12 protein-coding genes are annotated in these 16,457 nt (G+C 74.7%); 7 read left to right on the forward strand and 5 right to left on the reverse strand.

The annotated features are described in order from the left end of the window. The first annotated feature begins 234 nt into the window (after window positions 1-234). Window positions 235-1,284 carry a family 2 encapsulin nanocompartment cargo protein polyprenyl transferase gene (locus tag ACZ5OX_RS09040; protein WP_465629351.1) on the forward strand — a complete coding sequence of 350 codons (1,050 nt, stop codon included), beginning with the start codon at window positions 235-237 and terminating at the stop codon, window positions 1,282-1,284. Window positions 1,285-1,399: 115 nt separating this feature from the next. Here ACZ5OX_RS09040 and ACZ5OX_RS09045 read toward each other — a convergent pair whose 3' ends face one another. Then, the gene (locus tag ACZ5OX_RS09045; RefSeq protein WP_465629352.1) at window positions 1,400-2,440 is read right to left on the reverse strand and encodes an NAD-dependent epimerase/dehydratase family protein; all 1,041 of its coding nucleotides are present in this window, start codon (window positions 2,438-2,440) and stop codon (window positions 1,400-1,402) included. Between the two features lie 222 nt (window positions 2,441-2,662). Here ACZ5OX_RS09045 and ACZ5OX_RS09050 point away from each other — a divergent pair, with 222 nt between their 5' ends. Continuing rightward, a complete protein-coding gene (locus tag ACZ5OX_RS09050; RefSeq protein WP_465629353.1) occupies window positions 2,663-3,997 on the forward strand; it encodes a DUF1254 domain-containing protein in 1,335 nt (444 codons plus the stop codon). Between the two features lie 83 nt (window positions 3,998-4,080). Here the strand turns inward: ACZ5OX_RS09050 and ACZ5OX_RS09055 are convergent, their stop codons facing one another. Beyond that, window positions 4,081-5,919 (reverse strand): RNA polymerase sigma factor, encoded by a 1,839-nt coding sequence (locus ACZ5OX_RS09055; RefSeq protein WP_465629354.1) that lies wholly within the window; start codon window positions 5,917-5,919, stop codon window positions 4,081-4,083. A 249-nt stretch (window positions 5,920-6,168) separates the two neighbouring features. Between ACZ5OX_RS09055 and radA the strand changes: the two genes are divergently transcribed. Together radA and disA are read left to right on the forward strand one after the other, a co-directional pair. After that, complete coding sequence (gene radA / locus ACZ5OX_RS09060; protein ID WP_392867822.1) at window positions 6,169-7,692, forward strand: DNA repair protein RadA; 1,524 nt, start codon at window positions 6,169-6,171, stop codon at window positions 7,690-7,692. A 200-nt stretch (window positions 7,693-7,892) separates the two neighbouring features. Further along, window positions 7,893-8,951: a DNA integrity scanning diadenylate cyclase DisA gene (gene disA / locus ACZ5OX_RS09065; RefSeq protein ID WP_270151163.1), complete on the forward strand. Its 1,059-nt coding sequence runs from the start codon at window positions 7,893-7,895 to the stop codon at window positions 8,949-8,951. A 208-nt stretch (window positions 8,952-9,159) separates the two neighbouring features. Here the strand turns inward: disA and ACZ5OX_RS09070 are convergent, their stop codons facing one another. Continuing rightward, window positions 9,160-10,011, reverse strand: a complete 852-nt coding sequence (locus ACZ5OX_RS09070) for a hypothetical protein (protein WP_465629355.1) — start codon at window positions 10,009-10,011, stop codon at window positions 9,160-9,162. A gap of 193 nt (window positions 10,012-10,204) precedes the next feature. Between ACZ5OX_RS09070 and ACZ5OX_RS09075 the strand changes: the two genes are divergently transcribed. Then, window positions 10,205-11,125: an HhH-GPD family protein gene (locus ACZ5OX_RS09075; RefSeq protein WP_465629356.1), complete on the forward strand. Its 921-nt coding sequence runs from the start codon at window positions 10,205-10,207 to the stop codon at window positions 11,123-11,125. A gap of 152 nt (window positions 11,126-11,277) precedes the next feature. Here ACZ5OX_RS09075 and ACZ5OX_RS09080 read toward each other — a convergent pair whose 3' ends face one another. After that, a complete protein-coding gene (locus ACZ5OX_RS09080; RefSeq protein WP_465629357.1) occupies window positions 11,278-12,873 on the reverse strand; it encodes an MDR family MFS transporter in 1,596 nt (531 codons plus the stop codon). A gap of 222 nt (window positions 12,874-13,095) precedes the next feature. Between ACZ5OX_RS09080 and ACZ5OX_RS09085 the strand changes: the two genes are divergently transcribed. Beyond that, entirely contained in the window at window positions 13,096-13,728 is a 633-nt protein-coding gene (locus tag ACZ5OX_RS09085) for a TetR/AcrR family transcriptional regulator (RefSeq protein ID WP_465629358.1), read from the forward strand. Window positions 13,729-13,743: 15 nt separating this feature from the next. Here the strand turns inward: ACZ5OX_RS09085 and ACZ5OX_RS09090 are convergent, their stop codons facing one another. After that, complete coding sequence (locus ACZ5OX_RS09090; RefSeq protein ID WP_465629359.1) at window positions 13,744-14,676, reverse strand: M23 family metallopeptidase; 933 nt, start codon at window positions 14,674-14,676, stop codon at window positions 13,744-13,746. A 359-nt stretch (window positions 14,677-15,035) separates the two neighbouring features. On the opposite strand from ACZ5OX_RS09090, the gene ACZ5OX_RS09095 reads away from it, so the two are divergent. Then, a complete protein-coding gene (locus ACZ5OX_RS09095) occupies window positions 15,036-16,301 on the forward strand; it encodes a threonine aldolase family protein (RefSeq protein WP_465629360.1) in 1,266 nt (421 codons plus the stop codon). The last annotated feature ends 156 nt before the right edge of the window (window positions 16,302-16,457 follow it).

Below are 16,457 nucleotides of genomic sequence, written 5' to 3' on the forward strand. Positions count from 1 at the left end.
CACATCGATTTACCTTTCCGATGGCCCGACCCCCCCCCCCCCCCCCCCTTTCCCCCCCCCCCCCCCCCCCCCCCCCCCCCCGCGCCCGGGTGCGCACCGGCGCGTACCGGCCAGGCCCGCCCCCGCCCGAGGGCGGCCATGGGCGGTGCGTGACCGCGCCCGGCACCGCAGCGCAACCCCGGCCCGCCGTCGGCGGGCCGTCCCACGACAGGCGCCCGACAGGGGGAAACACCCATGACGAGTCCCACGCTGGAGCGGGACCACAAAGAGGGGCACGAGGCGGCGGACATCCTCGCCCGGACCCGCGCCCTGGTCGATCCGGTCCTGCGGGCCGCCGTCGACTCGCTGCCCGGCACCATGCGCAAGGTGGCCGGCTACCACTTCGGTTGGTGGGAGGCGGACGGCACCCCCGCCGAGGCCTCCGCCGGCAAGGCGATCCGGCCGGCCATGGTCCTCGCCGCCACCCAGGCCCTGGGCGGCAAGCCCAACGAGGCCGTGGCCGCGGCCGCCGCGGTGGAGCTGGTGCACAACTTCACCCTGCTCCACGACGACGTCATCGACCGCGACGACACCCGGCGCCACCGGCCCACCGCCTGGCGGGTGTTCGGCACCACCGAGGCCATCCTGGCCGGGGACGCCATGCACTCCCTCGCGCTGCGCCTGCTCGCCGAGGACGGCCACCCGGCCGCCCACGGCTCGATCCGCCGGCTCGCGGACTGCGTGGTCGAGCTCTGCGAGGGCCAGCAGATCGACTGCGCCTTCGAGCGGCGCAACGACGTCTCGCTGCCCGAGTGCCTGGCGATGGCGGAGGCCAAGACCGGCGCGCTGCTCGGCGCGGCCTGCGCGATGGGCGCCCTGTACGGCGGCGCCTCCGAGGAGGCGGCCCAGGCGCTGGACGGCTTCGGCCGGGAGATCGGCCTGGCCTTCCAGCTGATCGACGACCTGATCGGCATCTGGGGGGATCCCGCGGTCACCGGCAAGCCGGTCGGCGCGGACCTGGTCGCCCGGAAGAAGTCGCTGCCGGTGGTCGCGGCGCTGGGTTCCGGCACCGCCGAGGGCAAGCGGCTGGCCGAACTGTACGCGATCGAACGCCCGCTGGACGCCGATGAGTTGGCGCAGTGCGCGGCGGCGGTCGAGGCGGCCGGCGGGCGCGGCTGGGCGCAGGGCGAGTCCTGTGAGCGGATGGCCGCGGCGATGGCGCAGCTGGCCGCCGCGGTGCCGGAGCCGGCCGCGGCGGACGAGCTGCTGACGCTCGCCGAACTGGTCACCCGCCGCACGCACTGAGCGGGCGCCCGCTACCCGTGCTGCTCGGAAGCATCATCGGGAGTGGGAAGTCGGCAGGGCCGACCTCCCACTCCTGCCGCGCCCCGGGGCGTCTGCGCTCCGAGGCGGCCCGCCGTCAGCCGAAGGCCGCCAACAGCCGCTGCTCCTTGGCGGGTTCGATGCCATGCCGCACCGCCGCCCCCGGTTGCCCCTTGCGCCCCTCGGCGTCGGTGTCCTCGGCCGGCCCGCGCGCCCGCAGCCACTCCCAGGTGTCCCGCGCCGTCTCGGCGAACGGCCGGCAGCGCAGCCCGGCCGCCTCCGCCCGGCTCGTGTCGGCCAGCCAGACGCCCGCCAGCTCGGGCAGATCCGGTGCCCACAGGGGGAGTTCGGTCCACGCGCTGACCTGGTCCGGCCCCTCGGCGAGCAGCGGCCCGTCCGGTACCCAGACCAGCTCGGTGTCCGCGGCACCCGCCAGCTCCCGGCAGGTCTCCAGCCACTCGCCGAAGCGGAGCCGGCCGGGCGGTGCCGTGGTGATGAACCGCCCCGCCGTACCGGCCGTCAGCAGGTCCAGCCCGAAGGCGGCGAAGTCCCGGACGTCGATCACCTGCATGGTCCGCCGCGGATCCCCCGGCGCGAGCACCCGCCCGCCGCGGGCCATCCGCTCCAGCCACCAGGGCAGCCGGCCTCCGCACTCGTACGGACCGACGAGCAGCCCGCTGTTCAGCACCAGCACGCGCTCGGTGCCGAATCCGGCCAGCACGGCGCGCTCGCAGCCGGCCTTCAGGGCGTTGCCGGGCGGTTGGCCGGGCGGGGTGTCGGCGGGGCAGGGGTGCGGCGCGGAGTCCTCGTCGACCACCCGGGCGGGCCAGTCGGCGAAGGCGTGCACGGAGGAGACGAAGGTGTAGTGGCCCGCCCGCTCGCGCAGCAGCCGGGCGCTGAGCGCGGCCTGGGCGGGCTGTTGGGCGGAGGTGTCGACGACGGCGTCCCAGCTGCGGCCGTCGACCAGCCGGGCGAGGTCCTCGGCACTGTCGCGGTCGCCCCGGACGGCCTCGACTCCGGGCAGGTCGGCGGCGCTGCGGCCGCGGTTGAAGGTGGTGACCCGGTGGCCCCGGGCGAGGGCCTCGGCAGCGTAGGCCCGTCCGAGGAAGGACGAGCCCCCAAGCAGGAGGATCTTCATGGCGAAGACCCTGCCTCGTCCGCCCGGCCCGTACACCCGGATTAGCGGTCGGCAGATGTCGGGTCGGCGGCGCCGAACGGCGTCCGGTCCGACGTGCCGCGCCTCCGGGGCCGCCTTAGCATCCGATCTGTACGGCTTGTGCCAGTTGTGCGCCCGTGCCGCCCGCGCCGCGGTCGGCGACCGCACCCCGGCCCGGTGCCCGCCCCGGACGAAGGACCCGTGATGAACCAGCCAGAGCTGGAGGCCCTGGCCGCAGACGCGTACGTCTACGGCTACCCGCTGGTCGCCGGCCTCACCATGGTCGAGCGCTTCGCCCGGGGCGGCCTGGGCACCCTGCCGGCGGCGCCGTTCAACCACATCAGCCACGCCACCCGGCTGGCCGGTCCGGCCGACCGCTTCGTCTCGGTCAACAACGACACGATCTACTCGATCGCCCAGCTCGACCTCTCCGAAGGCCCCCAGGTGCTGCGCGTCCCGGACACCGAGGGCGCCTACTACGTGCTGCAGATCATCGACGCCTGGACGGACAACGTCGCCTACCTCGGCCGCCGGGCCACCGGCACCGACGCGCAGACCTGGCTGATCGTCCCGCCCGACTGGCACGGCACCCCACCGGACCCGAGCCGGGTGATCGAGCTGCCGACCACCGTCGGCACCCTCGTCGGCCGCTTCGCCTGCGCCGGCCCGGACGACCTGCCCCGGGTCCGGGCCCTCCAGGCCGCCCTGGAACTGGAGCCGCTGGAACCCGGCGGCCTGGCCGCCGGACTGCCCGAGCCGGACGAGGCAGTCCCCGAGCGGCTGGCCTTCTTCGAACGGCTGCGGGTCTGGATGCAGGCCTTCCCACCCGCCACCGCCGACATCGAGTACCAGCGCCGCTTCGCCCCGCTCGGCCTGCTGGACGACGGCGCCTCGCCGTACCGGGCCGCCGCCCCCGAGTGGACGCTGGCACTGGCCAAGGGCCTGGCCGCCGGCCGCGAACGGGTCGAGGACGCCAGCCGCCCGCCCGAGGACCACCCGCCCGGCGAGTGGCGCAGCGCGCTCCACCTCTTCGACTACAACACCGACCACCTGGGCCCCGGCACCCTGGACGACCCCGAGTGGCGCATCCCCGACCGCCGCGCCGCCTACCTCAGCCGGGCCGCCGCCGCCCGGGCCGGCCTCTGGGGCAACCACGCGTACGAGGCCTCGTACGCGATGACCTACGACGACTCCGACGGCCGGCCCCTCACCGGCCTCCACAACTACACCCTGCACTTCGACCAGCCGCCCCCGACCGGGGCGTTCTGGTCCATCACGATGTACTCCGTCCCGGACTACCACCTGGTCGAGAACCCGATCGACCGCTACTCGATCGGCGACCGCACCCCCGGCCTGGTCTACGGCGAGGACGGCTCCCTCACCCTGACCCTCCAACACGACCAGCCCGAGGACCCGACCGCCGCCGCCAACTGGCTCCCCACCCCACCCGCCGAGTTCCGCCCCATCCTCCGCATCTACCAGCCCGAGCCCCCGGTCCTGGACGGCACCTACCAGATCCCCCCGATCCACCGCGTCTGACGCCCGGCCCCGTCCTTGGTCCGGGGCTTTGGGGGAGTCGGCCGGGTCGACGTCTCGCGCAGTCGATCCGGCGACGGCTCCGCCTAGTTCGGGGCCGACGGGGAGGCGGTTGCGGTGGCCGTCGGATGCGGTGAGGCGTCCGAGGCGGGTGGTGTCGTGGGGGTCTGTGCGGGGGTGGGCGATGCCGTCGCGGAGGCGGTGGCGGTGGCGGGACCGGTCGGCGCCGGTGTGGAGGACGGCGAGGGATCGGCCGGGGCGGAGGTGGCGCCGCCGCGGTTGTGCGGCCCGCCCTCCAGGGTGACCACGGCCTGCGAGGGCGGCAGCGCGATCCGGGCGGTCCAGTGGGTGGCCGGCGCCTGGTCCTCGTCCACGGTGACGATCACGGTGATCCGCTGGCCGGGCGCCAGGGTGCCGGAGTCGCGGCTGAGCCGGAGCCAGCCGGCGTCCGTCACCGCGTGCCAACGGATCTCCGTGGTGCCGGAGTTGGTGAGGGTGAGGACAGTCCGGCTGCCGTACTCGCCGGCCTCGACGGTGAGCAGCCCGGCCGTGGCCGGTCCGCCGGCGTCCGTCGTGGAGGCCCGGTCGACCGAGGGGACCGGTGCGGCGGCCAGGGTCGGGCTGCCGAGCGGGGCCGCGCCGTGGGCCGGGACCGGGATCACCGCGCCCTGGAAACTGAGTCGCTGAAATCCGGGAAGCAACGTTTCTGCACCGCCCGTGCCGGTACCGCCCGTGCCGGTACCGCCCGTGCCGGAACCGCCCGCGCCGACACCGCCCCAGACCAGCCCGCCCCCGGTCCCCGCCAGCTCCGTCCCGGGCATGCCGGACGCACCCGGCCCCGCCGGGCCGTCCACCGCGGGCTGCGGCCGCCGGCCGCCCGCCCGGCCGGCCTCGTCCACCCGCACCGCCGACACCGAGGCTCCCGGCCCCGACCCGCCACCGCCCCGGTGCCCGGCCCAGAGCGCGATCACCGGGGCCGCCAGTACGGCCGCGAGCACCCCGGTGGTCACCACCCGCCGCCGCACCGCCAGTCCGCGCCCCGCGTCCGGCGCCCGGTGCCGGGGGAAGCCGCCCTGGTCGAACCGCGGACCCGGCTCCGCAGCCCGGCCGGCCACCTCCCGAAGCGCCACCTCCCGGCCCGCCACCGCGGGCGCCCGCAGCAGCGTCAGCCCCGCCGAGCCGACCGCACGCGCCGAACCAGCCGAGCCCTCCGCCGCCCGGCTCGCCGCCACCCGCTCCGCCGTCCCCCGGCAGGTCGGGCAGTCCACCACGTGCTGCACCAGTTCCCGCCGCAGCGCGGGGCCGAGCACCCAGTCCCGCCAGGACTCCGCTCCGGCCCCGCCGAGCCGGTCCAGCTCCGGGCAGCTGCCCACGCCGAGCACCAGCAGCGCCGCCCTGGTCCTGGCCACCTCGGCCTCGGCCCCGGCGAGCAGCGCGCGGGTCCGCTCGAACGGAAGGCCCAGCACCGCCGCCACCTCCAGCGGGGTCAACCGGTGTCGGACGGACAGCTCCAGCGCCTCGCGCTGCTCGGGGTCGGTGCCGGCGGCTTCGGGCCAGGCGAGTGAGGCCAGCTCGCGCCGCCGCCGGGCCGCCTCGGCCTCACCCGCCCCGGCCCGGCCCCCCTCGGCCTCGGCCGCCCGCCCGGTGCCCGCCCCGGTCGCCCCGGCCCCTCCGCCCGCCAGCCGGCGCAGGCAGCAGTACCGGGCCAGCGAGAACAGCCAGGCGCGCAGCAGCCCGGGCTCGGCCAGCCGGGCGCCGTGCAGCCGCGCCAGCTCGCGGACCTCGCCGAGGGCGTCGGCGGCCGCCTCGTGCTCGCAGAGCACCGAGAGGCAGTAGGTGAACAGGCCGTCCACCTGCCGGTCGTACGCCGCGAGCGCGGATGCGGCCCGCGCCGCCCCGGCCTGCCCAACAGTTCTCGTCGTCACCCGTCCGACCGTAGAGAACGCGGCCGGCTGACCCCGACCATTCGAGGCGTATGTACTTCTTTCGGGTAACAACATCGCCCATCTGTGTGGATGCCACGGTCGGACACACGGCCGGACGCGCGGCCGGACGCACCTTCCCCGCACCGCGAGCCCACCGACAGCCCGCCGACAGCCCGCCGAACAGCCGGGCCGACGGCCCCGCCGCCGTCCGCCCGGGCACTGTCGGACCCAGGCGCTACGGTGGGCCGCATGCCTCCGCGTTCCAAGACCACCGCCAAGCCCCGCCCGGCGTACCGCTGCACCGAGTGCGGCAACCAGCTGCCCAAGTGGGTCGGCCGCTGCCCGGAGTGCAACGCCTGGGGCACGGTCGAGGAGTACGGCGCGGTGCCGATCCGCACCACGGCCGCCGGCCCGGTCAGCGCGCCCGCCCGCCCGATCGCCCAGGTGGACGGCCAGGTCGCGACGGCCCGCTCGACGGGCGTGCCGGAGCTGGACCGGGTGCTCGGCGGCGGCCTGGTGCCCGGCGCGGTGGTGCTGCTGGCCGGCGAGCCCGGCGTCGGCAAGTCCACCCTGCTGCTGGACGTCGCCGCCAAGGCGGCCACCGCGCAGCACCGCACGCTCTACGTCACCGGCGAGGAGTCGGCCGGCCAGGTGCGGCTGCGCGCGGACCGGATCAACGCCCTCTCCGAGCACCTCTACCTCGCCGCCGAGCAGGATCTCGGCGCGGTGCTCGGGCACATCGAGGCGGTCAACCCCGGCCTGCTGATCCTGGACTCGGTGCAGACCATCGCCTCCGCCGAGCTGGACGGCGCCCCCGGCGGCCCGGCCCAGGTCCGCGAGGTGGCGGGCGCGCTGATCCGGGCGTCCAAGGAGCGCGGCATGGCCACCCTGCTGGTCGGCCACGTCACCAAGGACGGCCAGATCGCCGGCCCGCGCCTGCTGGAGCACCTGGTGGACGTGGTGCTGAGCTTCGAGGGGGACCGGCACGCCCGGCTGCGCCTCATCCGCGGGGTCAAGAACCGTTACGGCGCCACCGACGAGGTGGGCTGCTTCGAGCTGCACGACGAGGGCATCGTCGGCCTGGCCGACCCGTCCGGCCTCTTCCTGACCAGGCGTGACAAGCCCGTCCCGGGCACCTGCCTCACCGTCACCCTGGAGGGCAAGCGCCCGCTGGTGGCCGAGGTGCAGGCGCTGATGGTGGATTCGCAGATCCCCTCCCCGCGCCGCACCACCTCGGGCCTGGAGTCCCCCCGGATCGCGATGATCCTGGCCGTGGTCGAGCGGCACGGCGGGGTGAAGCTCGGCAAGCAGGACATCTACACCGCGACGGTCGGCGGGGTGAAGCTGACGGAGCCCTCCGCCGACCTCGCGGTGGCGCTCGCGGTGGCCAGTTCCTCCACCGACACCCCGCTGCCCAGCAACCTGGTGGCGATCGGCGAGGTCGGCCTGGCGGGCGAGGTGCGGCGGGTGACGGGGGTGCAGCGGCGGCTCGCCGAGGCGCACCGGCTGGGCTTCACCCACGCGCTGGTCCCGCCGGACCCGGGCAAGGTCCCGCCGGGCATGAAGGTGGTCGAGGTGGCCGACATCGGCGAGGCGCTGCGGGCCATCCCGGGCCGCCGCCGCTCCGCCGCCAAGCCGCGCACCGAACAGCGCGGTGAGGCACCGTCGGCGCCGCCGGCCCCACGCTCCGCCCGGGGCGCGGAGCGTCCGGCGGCGTACCCCGAGGAGCTGATGGACGGCTGGGAGCCGCTCGACTCCGACGAACTGCGCTGACCCAAGCCCTGCCGAGGCCACACACAGTTAGACTTTCCCCAGTCTCATTGGCCAGAAGGCAGTACCGAGCGGTACTGAGCGACAGAGCAACAGACCGCGGACCGGCGCACGGCGTGAGGCGCGCGGCACGGGTCGACCGGAGGAGTCACGTGGCAGCCAGCGACCGGGGGGCGGACAAGGCCTCCCGCGAGGAGGCCCTGCTGCGGGCCTCCCTCACCGCCATCGCGCCCGGTACCGCGCTTCGTGACGGCCTGGAGCGGGTCCTGCGGGCCAACACCGGCGGTCTGATCGTGCTGGGCTTCGACAAGACCGTCGAGTCCCTGTGCACCGGCGGCTTCGTCCTGGACGTCGAGTTCAGCGCCACCCGGCTGCGTGAGCTGTGCAAGCTCGACGGCGCGGTGGTGCTCGACAAGGACATCACCAAGATCGTCCGGGCCGGCGTGCACCTGATGCCGGACTCGACCATCCCCACCGACGAGACCGGCACCCGCCACCGCACCGCCGAGCGGGTCAACCGGCAGACCGGCTACCCGGTGGTCGCGGTCTCGCACTCGATGCGGCTGATCGCGATGTACGTCAACGGCACCCGCCGGGTGCTGGAGGACTCCACCACCGTCCTGTCCCGCGCCAACCAGGCGCTGGCCACCCTGGAGCGCTACAAGCTCCGCCTGGACGAGGTGGCCGGCACGCTCTCCGCCCTGGAGATCGAGGACCTGGTGACGGTCCGCGACGTCACCGCCGTGGCCCAGCGCCTGGAGATGGTCCGGCTGATCGCCACCGAGATCGCCGGCTACGTGCTGGAGCTCGGCATCGACGGCCGGCTGCTCTCGCTCCAGCTGGACGAGCTGATCGCGGGCGTGGAGCCGGAGCGCGAGCTGGTCGCCCGGGACTACTTCCCGGAGCGGGCCGCCAAGAAGGGCCGGACGGTCACCGAGGTGCTGGCCGATCTGGAGGCGCTCACCCACGCCGAGCTGCTGGACCTCCAGACCGTCGCCAAGGCGCTCGGCTACTCGGGCTCGCCGGAGTCGCTGGACGCCGCGGTCTCGCCGCGCGGCTACCGCCTGCTGGCGAAGATCCCGCGCCTGCCCAACACGGTCATAGAGCGCCTGGTCGAACACTTCGGTGGCCTCCAGAAGCTGCTCGCCGCGAGCATCGACGACCTGCAGACCGTCGAGGGCGTCGGCGAGACCCGCGCCCGTTCGGTCCGTGAGGGCCTGTCCCGCCTTGCCGAATCGTCCATCCTGGAACGCTACGTCTGACCGCACGCGCGGCCGTACGGACGCCGGACGAACACGGCGACGGCCCCCGGGGAGCACCTCCCCGGGGGCCGTCGCACATCCCCACCCCACCTTGCCGGCAACCCCGGGGCACGACGGGGTGCGAACGGAGCACGACAGAGCGCGACGGAGCACGACGGAGCCCCCGGCCGCGCGGCGGACGAGGGCTCCGAGGGGAGTTGACCGGTGCTCAGCCGTCCAGTCGGATCGAGGCCCGGGCCGAGACCTTGTCCCCGGCGACCCCGGTGAGCTCCGCGAGCACCACGTAGGTGCCGGCCGGCGGCGGCGTCTGGTCGGCGGTCGCGCACTGCGGCTTGCTGCGGCTGCGGTCCCAGGTGAAGGTCTCGGTCTGGCTGCCGTTCGCGCCGAGCTGCACCCAGATGTTGCCCTTGTCGGCCGGGCAGTCGCCGGAGGACCAGACCCGGTCGTTGCTGCTGCCGCTCACCGTGATCACGGAGGCGGTGCGGCCGAGGTCCACCCGGCAGTTGCTGCCGGAGGAGTTCTTGACCGTCAGGGCCAGCCGGGGCTTGTCCTTCGGCTGGTACGAGTTCTGGGTGCCGGCCAGCTCCAGCGCCACCTGGGAGGAGGCGCAGACCGGCAGCGCCATGATCTCGGGGGTGTTGACCGCCGGAGCGGCCCCGCCCGTACCGCCGCCGCCACCGGTGCCTCCGCCCGTGGCCGGCGCCGCGCCGCCACCGGGGGCCGGGTTGGCCGCGCCGGCGCCGGTGCCACCGCTGAGGTTGACCTCGGTTCCGCCGCCGCCCGCCACCGGCCCGCCCCCGTTGCCGCCGCCCGGGCGCGCCGCGGGGCCGCTCGGGGAGGTGCCGGGCGTGATGGCCGGGACCGGTGTCTGGTTCTGGGACTCGGACGGAACGGCCTGTGCGGCCTTGCCCTGTGAGCTGCCGTCACCCCCTCCGCCCTGATCGATCATCAGCCACGCGATCAGCGCGACGACCGCCGCGACGGCGACGAGCACGACGACGCGCCGACGCCAGTAGATCGAGGCCGGCAGTGGTCCGACTGGTTGACGCAGAGAAGGCACGATCAAACTCTACGAGACTGTGTGTGGCGATTGACTCACCAACACCGCACAGTCGCCCCTTCTTTCACATGATCCGCCATTTGATCCGTTCGAGCGAGCCCCGACCGGACGATTTCCGGCGGGTCCCGGGGGTGATCCGGACCACCCCGGTCCACTTCGGCCCGGTCGGCGGGCGTGGGAGGATCGAAGGGCCATGACTGCCATCACCGCCCCCGCCGCCGGCGCCGTCCGGCCGCCGATGCCCCTGCCGCTGTTCCACTCGACCGTCCTGGACTGGTACGAGGCGAGCAAGCGGGACCTGCCCTGGCGTGCCCCCGACGCGACGCCCTGGGCGGTCATGGTGAGCGAGTTCATGCTCCAGCAGACCCCGGTCAAGCGCGTGCTGCCCGCCTGGGAGGCCTGGCTCACCCGCTGGCCGGCCCCGGCCGACCTCGCCGCCGAGGCGCCCGGCGAGGCCGTCCGGATGTGGGGCCGACTGGGCTACCCGCGCCGGGCGCTGCGCTTGCACGCGGCCGCGGTGGCGATCACCGAGGAGCACGGCGGCGAGGTCCCGGACGACCATGCCACCCTGCTCTCGCTGCCCGGGGTGGGGGAGTACACCGCCGCGGCCGTCGCCTCCTTCGCCTTCCGCCAGCGGCACGTGGTGCTGGACACCAACGTCCGCCGGGTGTTCGCCCGCGCGGTGACCGGCGTCGAGTACCCGGCCCAGGCCACCACCGCCGCCGAGCGCCGCACCGCCACCGCGCTGTTGCCGGACGACGCCGAGACGGCCGCCACCTGGGCGGTCGGCGTGATGGAGCTGGGCGCGCTGGTCTGCACCGCGCGCGGCCCGGAGTGCGGGGACTGCCCGCTGTTCACCACCTGCGCCTGGCAGCGGGCCGGCCGCCCGCCGTACGAGGGCCCGGCCCGGCGCGGCCAGTCCTACGAGGGCACGGACCGCCAGGTGCGCGGCAAGCTGCTCGCGGTGCTGCGCGAGGCGCACGGGACGGTGCCGCAGGCCCGGCTGGATGCGGTCTGGCCGGACGCCGTGCAGCGGGCCCGGGCGCTGGACGGCCTGGTGGCGGACGGCCTGGTCGAGCCGGTCGAGCAGGGCGTCTACCGGCTGCCCCAGTAGCGGGCGCCTCCCGCGCCGAACCCGCCCGGCCCCCGCCAGGCCCCCCGCCCGGCCCCGTGGCCCCCCACGCCCCCCGTGCAGCCGCCCGCCCCCGGAACGACGGCGCCCCCGGGAGGGGGAACCTCCCGGGGGCGCCGTACGGGGCGGAGCCGTCAGACGGCCGCCGCCTCCAGCGAGGCCTCGGCCTGCTTCTCGTCCTTGCCGGTCCCGCGCAGCGGCACCTCGCGCAGGAACACCGCCGCGGCGATCGCGATCACGGCCACGCCGGCGCCCCACAGGAAGACGGTGTGCATGCCGTTGGACACCGCGTGGTGGTAGGCGTCCTGAACGGCCTCGGGCAGCTTGCGCAGGTCGTCCATGGTCATCTGGCTCGGGTCCTGCGCGCCGCCACCGGTGACGGCCTGCTCGCCGAGCCGCTCCTTCATGGTGTCGGTCACCCGGTTGTTGAACAGCGCGCCGAACAGCGCGACACCGAAGGAACCGCCGATGGTGCGGAACAGGGTGGCGGTGGAGCTGGCCACGCCCATGTCCTTGAGCTCGACGCTGTTCTGCGCGACCAGCATGGTGACCTGCATCAGGAAGCCCATGCCGGCGCCCAGCACGACCATCCAGCAGGCCGAGGTGAACCTGCTGGTCTCGGTGCCCATGGTGGAGAGCAGGATCAGGCCGCCGGTCATCACGAGGGTGCCGATGATCGGGAAGATCCGGTACTTGCCGGTCTTGGTGACGGCCTGGCCGACCACCAGCGAGATGATCAGCATGCCGAACATCATCGGCATCAGCAGCAGCCCGGAGTTGGTCGCCGAGGCGCCCTGGACCGTCTGCTGGTAGAGCGGCAGGAAGACGGTCGAACCGAACATCACGAAGCCGACGATGAAGCCGATGATCGAGACCAGGGTGAAGTTCAGGTTCCGGAACAGGTCCAGCGGCAGCATCGGCTCCTGGGCCCGCCGCTCCACGTAACAGAAGCCGATCAGCGAGGCGATGGCGAGCGCGGCCAGACCGAGGATCTCCTTGGAGCCCCAGGCGTACTGCTGGCCGCCCCAGGTGGTGATCAGCACCAGCGAGGTGATGCCGGTGGTGAGCAGGATCGCACCCAGGTAGTCGATCTTGGCGTTGCTGCGGACCTTCGGCAGCTTCAGGGTGACGACGACCACGGCCAGCGCGATCACGCCGAGCGGCAGGTTGATGTAGAAGGTCCAGTGCCAGCTCAGGTGGTCGGTGATGAAGCCGCCGGCCAGCGGGCCGCCGATGGTGGCGAGGGCCATCACCGCGGCGAACATGCCCTGGTACTTGCCGCGGTCGCGCGGCGGGACGAGCGCGCCCATGATCGACATGACGCCGACCATCAGACCGCCGGCACCCAGGCCCTGCACGGCGCGGAAGCCGATCAGCTCGTTCATGGTCTGCGACAGGCCGGACAGCGCCGAGCCCACCAGGAAGATCACGATCGAGGTGAGGAAGGTGCCCTTGCGGCCGTACATGTCGCCGAGCTTGCCCCAGATCGGGGTGGAGGCGGCGGTGGCCAGGGTGTACGCGGTGACCACCCAGGACAGGTGCTCGGCGCCGCCGAGGTCGTGGACGATGGTCGGCATCGCGGTGCCGACGATCAGGTTGTCGAGCATGGCCAGCAGCATGGTGACGACCAGGCCGACCATCACGAGGCGGATCTCGCGCGGTGACCGCGGCTGCTCCTCCTCGGCCGTCTTGCCCTCCGGCACCGGGCCGGCGGTCTTGGACTGTGACATGAGGTGGGGTCTCCCGGAGGGTGGTGCGGGCGGAGCGTGGTGCCGTGGGGCGGCTCACTTACTTGTCGCCCGGCTAGTTTATCGACCGTCGGCACGGTAGGTTGTTCACTAGCCGGTCGTCAAGCCAGTTTCCCGACCGGCCTTCTGGGCAGGGAGAATGAGCCCGGGGCGGACACCGCCCCGGGGTCCGCAGTAGTCACCGACGCAGTCATGAGGCAGGCCATGGGCACTCCGCACAGCCCCCGTAGCGACACCCGGGCTCGCATCATCGAGGTGTCCCTGGAGCTCTTCTCCGAGCAGGGCTACGAGCAGACCTCACTGCGCGAGATCGCCGACCGCCTGGGCGTCACCAAGGCCGCGCTCTACTACCACTTCAAGACCAAGGACGACATCGTCCTGGGCATCGTCGAGCGGATGGCCGCGCCGATCGACGACACCATCGCGTGGGGCCGCAAGCAGAGCTGGAGCCCGGAGATGCGCGACGAGCTGATCCGTCGCTTCGCCGACGGGATGGCCGAGCGGGCCCCGCTGCTGCGCTTCTTCCACGAGAACCAGCCCGCGCTGCGCGAGTCCCCGGCCGGGCTGGCCTTCAAGGACCGCATGATCACCATGATGCAGCTGGTGCACGGGCCGGGCGCGGACTTCCACGACCGGCTGCGGGCCGCGATGGCGCTGTTCACCGTCCACTCGTCCCTGTTCCTGGTCAAGCAGGACAACGCGGACTGCGAGCACGCCCCGAACGTGTGGGGCGAGCAGCCGCCCCCGGCCGAGCTGGACGAGGCGATCGGGGCGGCCCGGGACATCGCGCTGGAGATCGGCGCCCGGATCAGCCACCCCGCCCCCAGCGCCGGCTGACGACCGTCGGGCGGCTCAGAAGTCCGTGACGCCGTGCCCCGCGAGGTAGGCGATCGGGTTGACCACCGCGCCGTAGCGGTTGCTGGTGCGGATCTCGAAGTGCAGGTGCGGGCCGGTCGAGTTGCCGGTGTTCCCGGACGACCCGATCCGCTCGCCCGCCGACACCCGCTGGCCCGCCGAGACGGAGACCGAGGACATGTGGGCGTACTGCGCGAAGTGCCCGTCCGTCAGCCGCAGCACGACCTCCTTGCCGTACGCGCCGTCCCAGCCGGCCGACACCACGGTCGCGTCGCCGACCGCCAGCAGCGGCGTGCCCGGGGCCACCGCGAAGTCCACCCCGGTGTGGTACCCGGCCGCGTAGTGGCGGTCGGGCTTCCCGTACGGGTTGCTGGTCGGCGCGTTCGGCACCGGCGCCGACCACCCGGGAGCCGGCTCGGGCGCGGGCTCGGGCGCCGCTTCGGGCTCCGGCGCCGGCTCTCCGGCGGGCGCCTCCTCGGGCTCCGGCGGCGGCGGTACGAGCGGCAGCAGGTTGGCCGCCACCCCCACGGACTGCTGCGCCGAGGCCCCGTCGTCGGGCAGCTTGTACGGGCTGGGGCCGGCCACCTGGACCAGCCCGGCGTTGGGCACCTCCGCCCGCGGCACGGTGAAGGCCGAGCTGCCCGGCGTGGTGGGTCGTACGGTCTGCGCCGAGGCCGTGCCCGGGGTGGCCACCAGCAGCACGCCGGCGAGCAGCACGGCGGCGGCCCCGGCCGAGACCAGCGCGTGGTCGTGCTCGGCGCGCTGGCTGCTGCCGGGCAGCGTGGTGTGCCGGGGCGAACCGAGCGTGCGCAGCGGCGCGGCCTGGGTGCGGACGGCGTGACCGATCCGGGGCCGCCAGACGGCGGCCTGGGCCACCGCTCGGGCGGCGAGCCGGCGGAGGGCCGGCCCGACGGGCGGGATGGTGGACATCGCTTGCCGTACCTCACGGATCGTACGAGGGCAGCACGAAGGGCCCGTTCGGGAGCGTGCTGAGCGGGGGACCACTCAGGTTTAACGGTCACTGAGCGGAGTCCCAAACGCGGTGACGTACTACGGCATGTAGTCAGCGTGGCGGCGGAGATTCCAACCGATGGAGTAGTGATCATGCGATCCGGTCGTCCATGGCGGCTTCGCAGTGGTCCGCCGATCCCACCGGCTCCACTACTACCACCGGTCGTACCGCGCCGGAGGCCTGTGACCAGCACCACGCGCGGCCGGGGTTTGACGGACTCGGACCGCTTTACGCCCGCACCGCTGACCGGTGCGGCCCGCTGCGGGACCATCGAGCCATGTATGGCAACAGGAGCGAAGATCCCGACGCCAGTGACCGCCCGAGCCTGCCGGACCGCCGCTTCGCCGCCCTGCGCGGCTGCGAGCGGCTGCTGTCCGGGGCCCGGCCGCAGAGCATCCGCGAACGCCTCGCCGACCTGGCGGGCCGGCCCCCGGGCGAGCCCGGGGGCACCTCCGAGCCGCACACCGCCTCCGAGCCGCACACCGCCTCCGAGCCCCACACCGCTCCTGAGCCGCACACCGCCCCCGACCTGGACGGCCGCCCCGACCAGTACGGCGACGGCGTGGTCCGCACCCTGGAGCAGCGGGTCGCCGAGCTGCTCGGCACCGAGGACGCGGCCTTCTTCCCGACCGGCACGATGGCCCAGCAGACCGCGCTGCGGATCCACGCCGAGGCCGCCGGGCTGCGAGCCGTGGTCACCCACCCGCTGGCCCACACCGACCGGCACGAGCGGCAGGCGCTCGGCATCCTGTCCGGCCTGCGCAGCCTCTGGCCGACCACCGCGCCGCGCCAGCCCACCGCCGAGGAACTGCGCGCCCTGGACGAGCCGTACGCCGCGCTGAGCCTGGAGCTGCCGCTGCGCGACGCCGGGTTCGTGCTGCCCGGCTGGGCGGAGCTGGTGGAGCTGGCCGCGGTGGTGCGGGAGGAGCACGGTGCGGCGCTGCACCTGGACGGCGCCCGGATCTGGGAGTCCGCGGTCGCCCTCGGCCGGCCGCTGCCGGAGGTCGCCGCCCTGGCCGACTCGGTCTACGTCTCCTTCTACAAGGCGCTCGGCGGCATCAGCGGCGCCGCGCTGGCCGGCCCGCGCGGCTTCGTCCGCACCGCCCGGGCCTGGCGGCACCGCTACGGCGGGCAGCTCTACCAGCAGTGGCCGTTCGCGCTGGCCGCCCTGGCCGGGCTGGAGCGCGAACTGCCGCGGCTGGCCGGGTACGTGGCGCACGCCCGGACGGTCGCCGGGGCGCTGGCCCGGGCGGTCGCCGCCGTCCCCGGTGCCCGGGTGCAGCCGGCCCCGCCGCACACCCACCAGTTCCAGCTCTGGCTGCCGTACCCGGCCGCGGAGTTGGAGGAGGCCGGGCTGGGGCTGGCCGAGGACACCGGGATCGGGCTGTTCGGCGCCTGGCGCGAGTGCGGGCCGCCCGGGCTCTCGATGACCGAGGTCACGGTCGCCGCGCCCGCCCTCGACTGGACCGGCGCGGACGTCGCGGTGGCGGTCGCCGCCTTCCTGGACCGGCTGCCGGCCGGCCCCGGAGCCGGGTGGTCCTGAACCCCGGCCCGACCCCGACCGGACCCGACAAAGCGTCCGGCCCGCCCCCCGACCGGACCCGACCCCGACCGGCCCCGACAAAGCGTCCGGCCCGCCCCCCGACCGGACCCGACCCCGACCGGCCCCGACAAAAGCGTCCGGCCCGCCCCCGCGCGC

This window comes from Kitasatospora sp. NPDC032121, from assembly GCF_055580145.1.

What these genes read in the sequence shown, in the direction of transcription:
- ACZ5OX_RS09040 (WP_465629351.1), top strand. Translation starts at nt 235, where the DNA reads ATGACGAGTCCCACGCTGGAGCGGGACCACAAAGAGGGGCACGAGGCG.
- ACZ5OX_RS09080 (WP_465629357.1), bottom strand. Translation starts at nt 12,873, where the DNA reads ATGTCACAGTCCAAGACCGCCGGCCCGGTGCCGGAGGGCAAGACGGCC.
- ACZ5OX_RS09095 (WP_465629360.1), top strand. Translation starts at nt 15,036, where the DNA reads ATGTATGGCAACAGGAGCGAAGATCCCGACGCCAGTGACCGCCCGAGC.
- radA (WP_392867822.1), top strand. Translation starts at nt 6,169, where the DNA reads ATGCCTCCGCGTTCCAAGACCACCGCCAAGCCCCGCCCGGCGTACCGC.
- ACZ5OX_RS09075 (WP_465629356.1), top strand. Translation starts at nt 10,205, where the DNA reads ATGACTGCCATCACCGCCCCCGCCGCCGGCGCCGTCCGGCCGCCGATG.
- ACZ5OX_RS09050 (WP_465629353.1), top strand. Translation starts at nt 2,663, where the DNA reads ATGAACCAGCCAGAGCTGGAGGCCCTGGCCGCAGACGCGTACGTCTAC.
- ACZ5OX_RS09090 (WP_465629359.1), bottom strand. Translation starts at nt 14,676, where the DNA reads ATGTCCACCATCCCGCCCGTCGGGCCGGCCCTCCGCCGGCTCGCCGCC.
- ACZ5OX_RS09085 (WP_465629358.1), top strand. Translation starts at nt 13,096, where the DNA reads ATGGGCACTCCGCACAGCCCCCGTAGCGACACCCGGGCTCGCATCATC.
- ACZ5OX_RS09045 (WP_465629352.1), bottom strand. Translation starts at nt 2,440, where the DNA reads ATGAAGATCCTCCTGCTTGGGGGCTCGTCCTTCCTCGGACGGGCCTAC.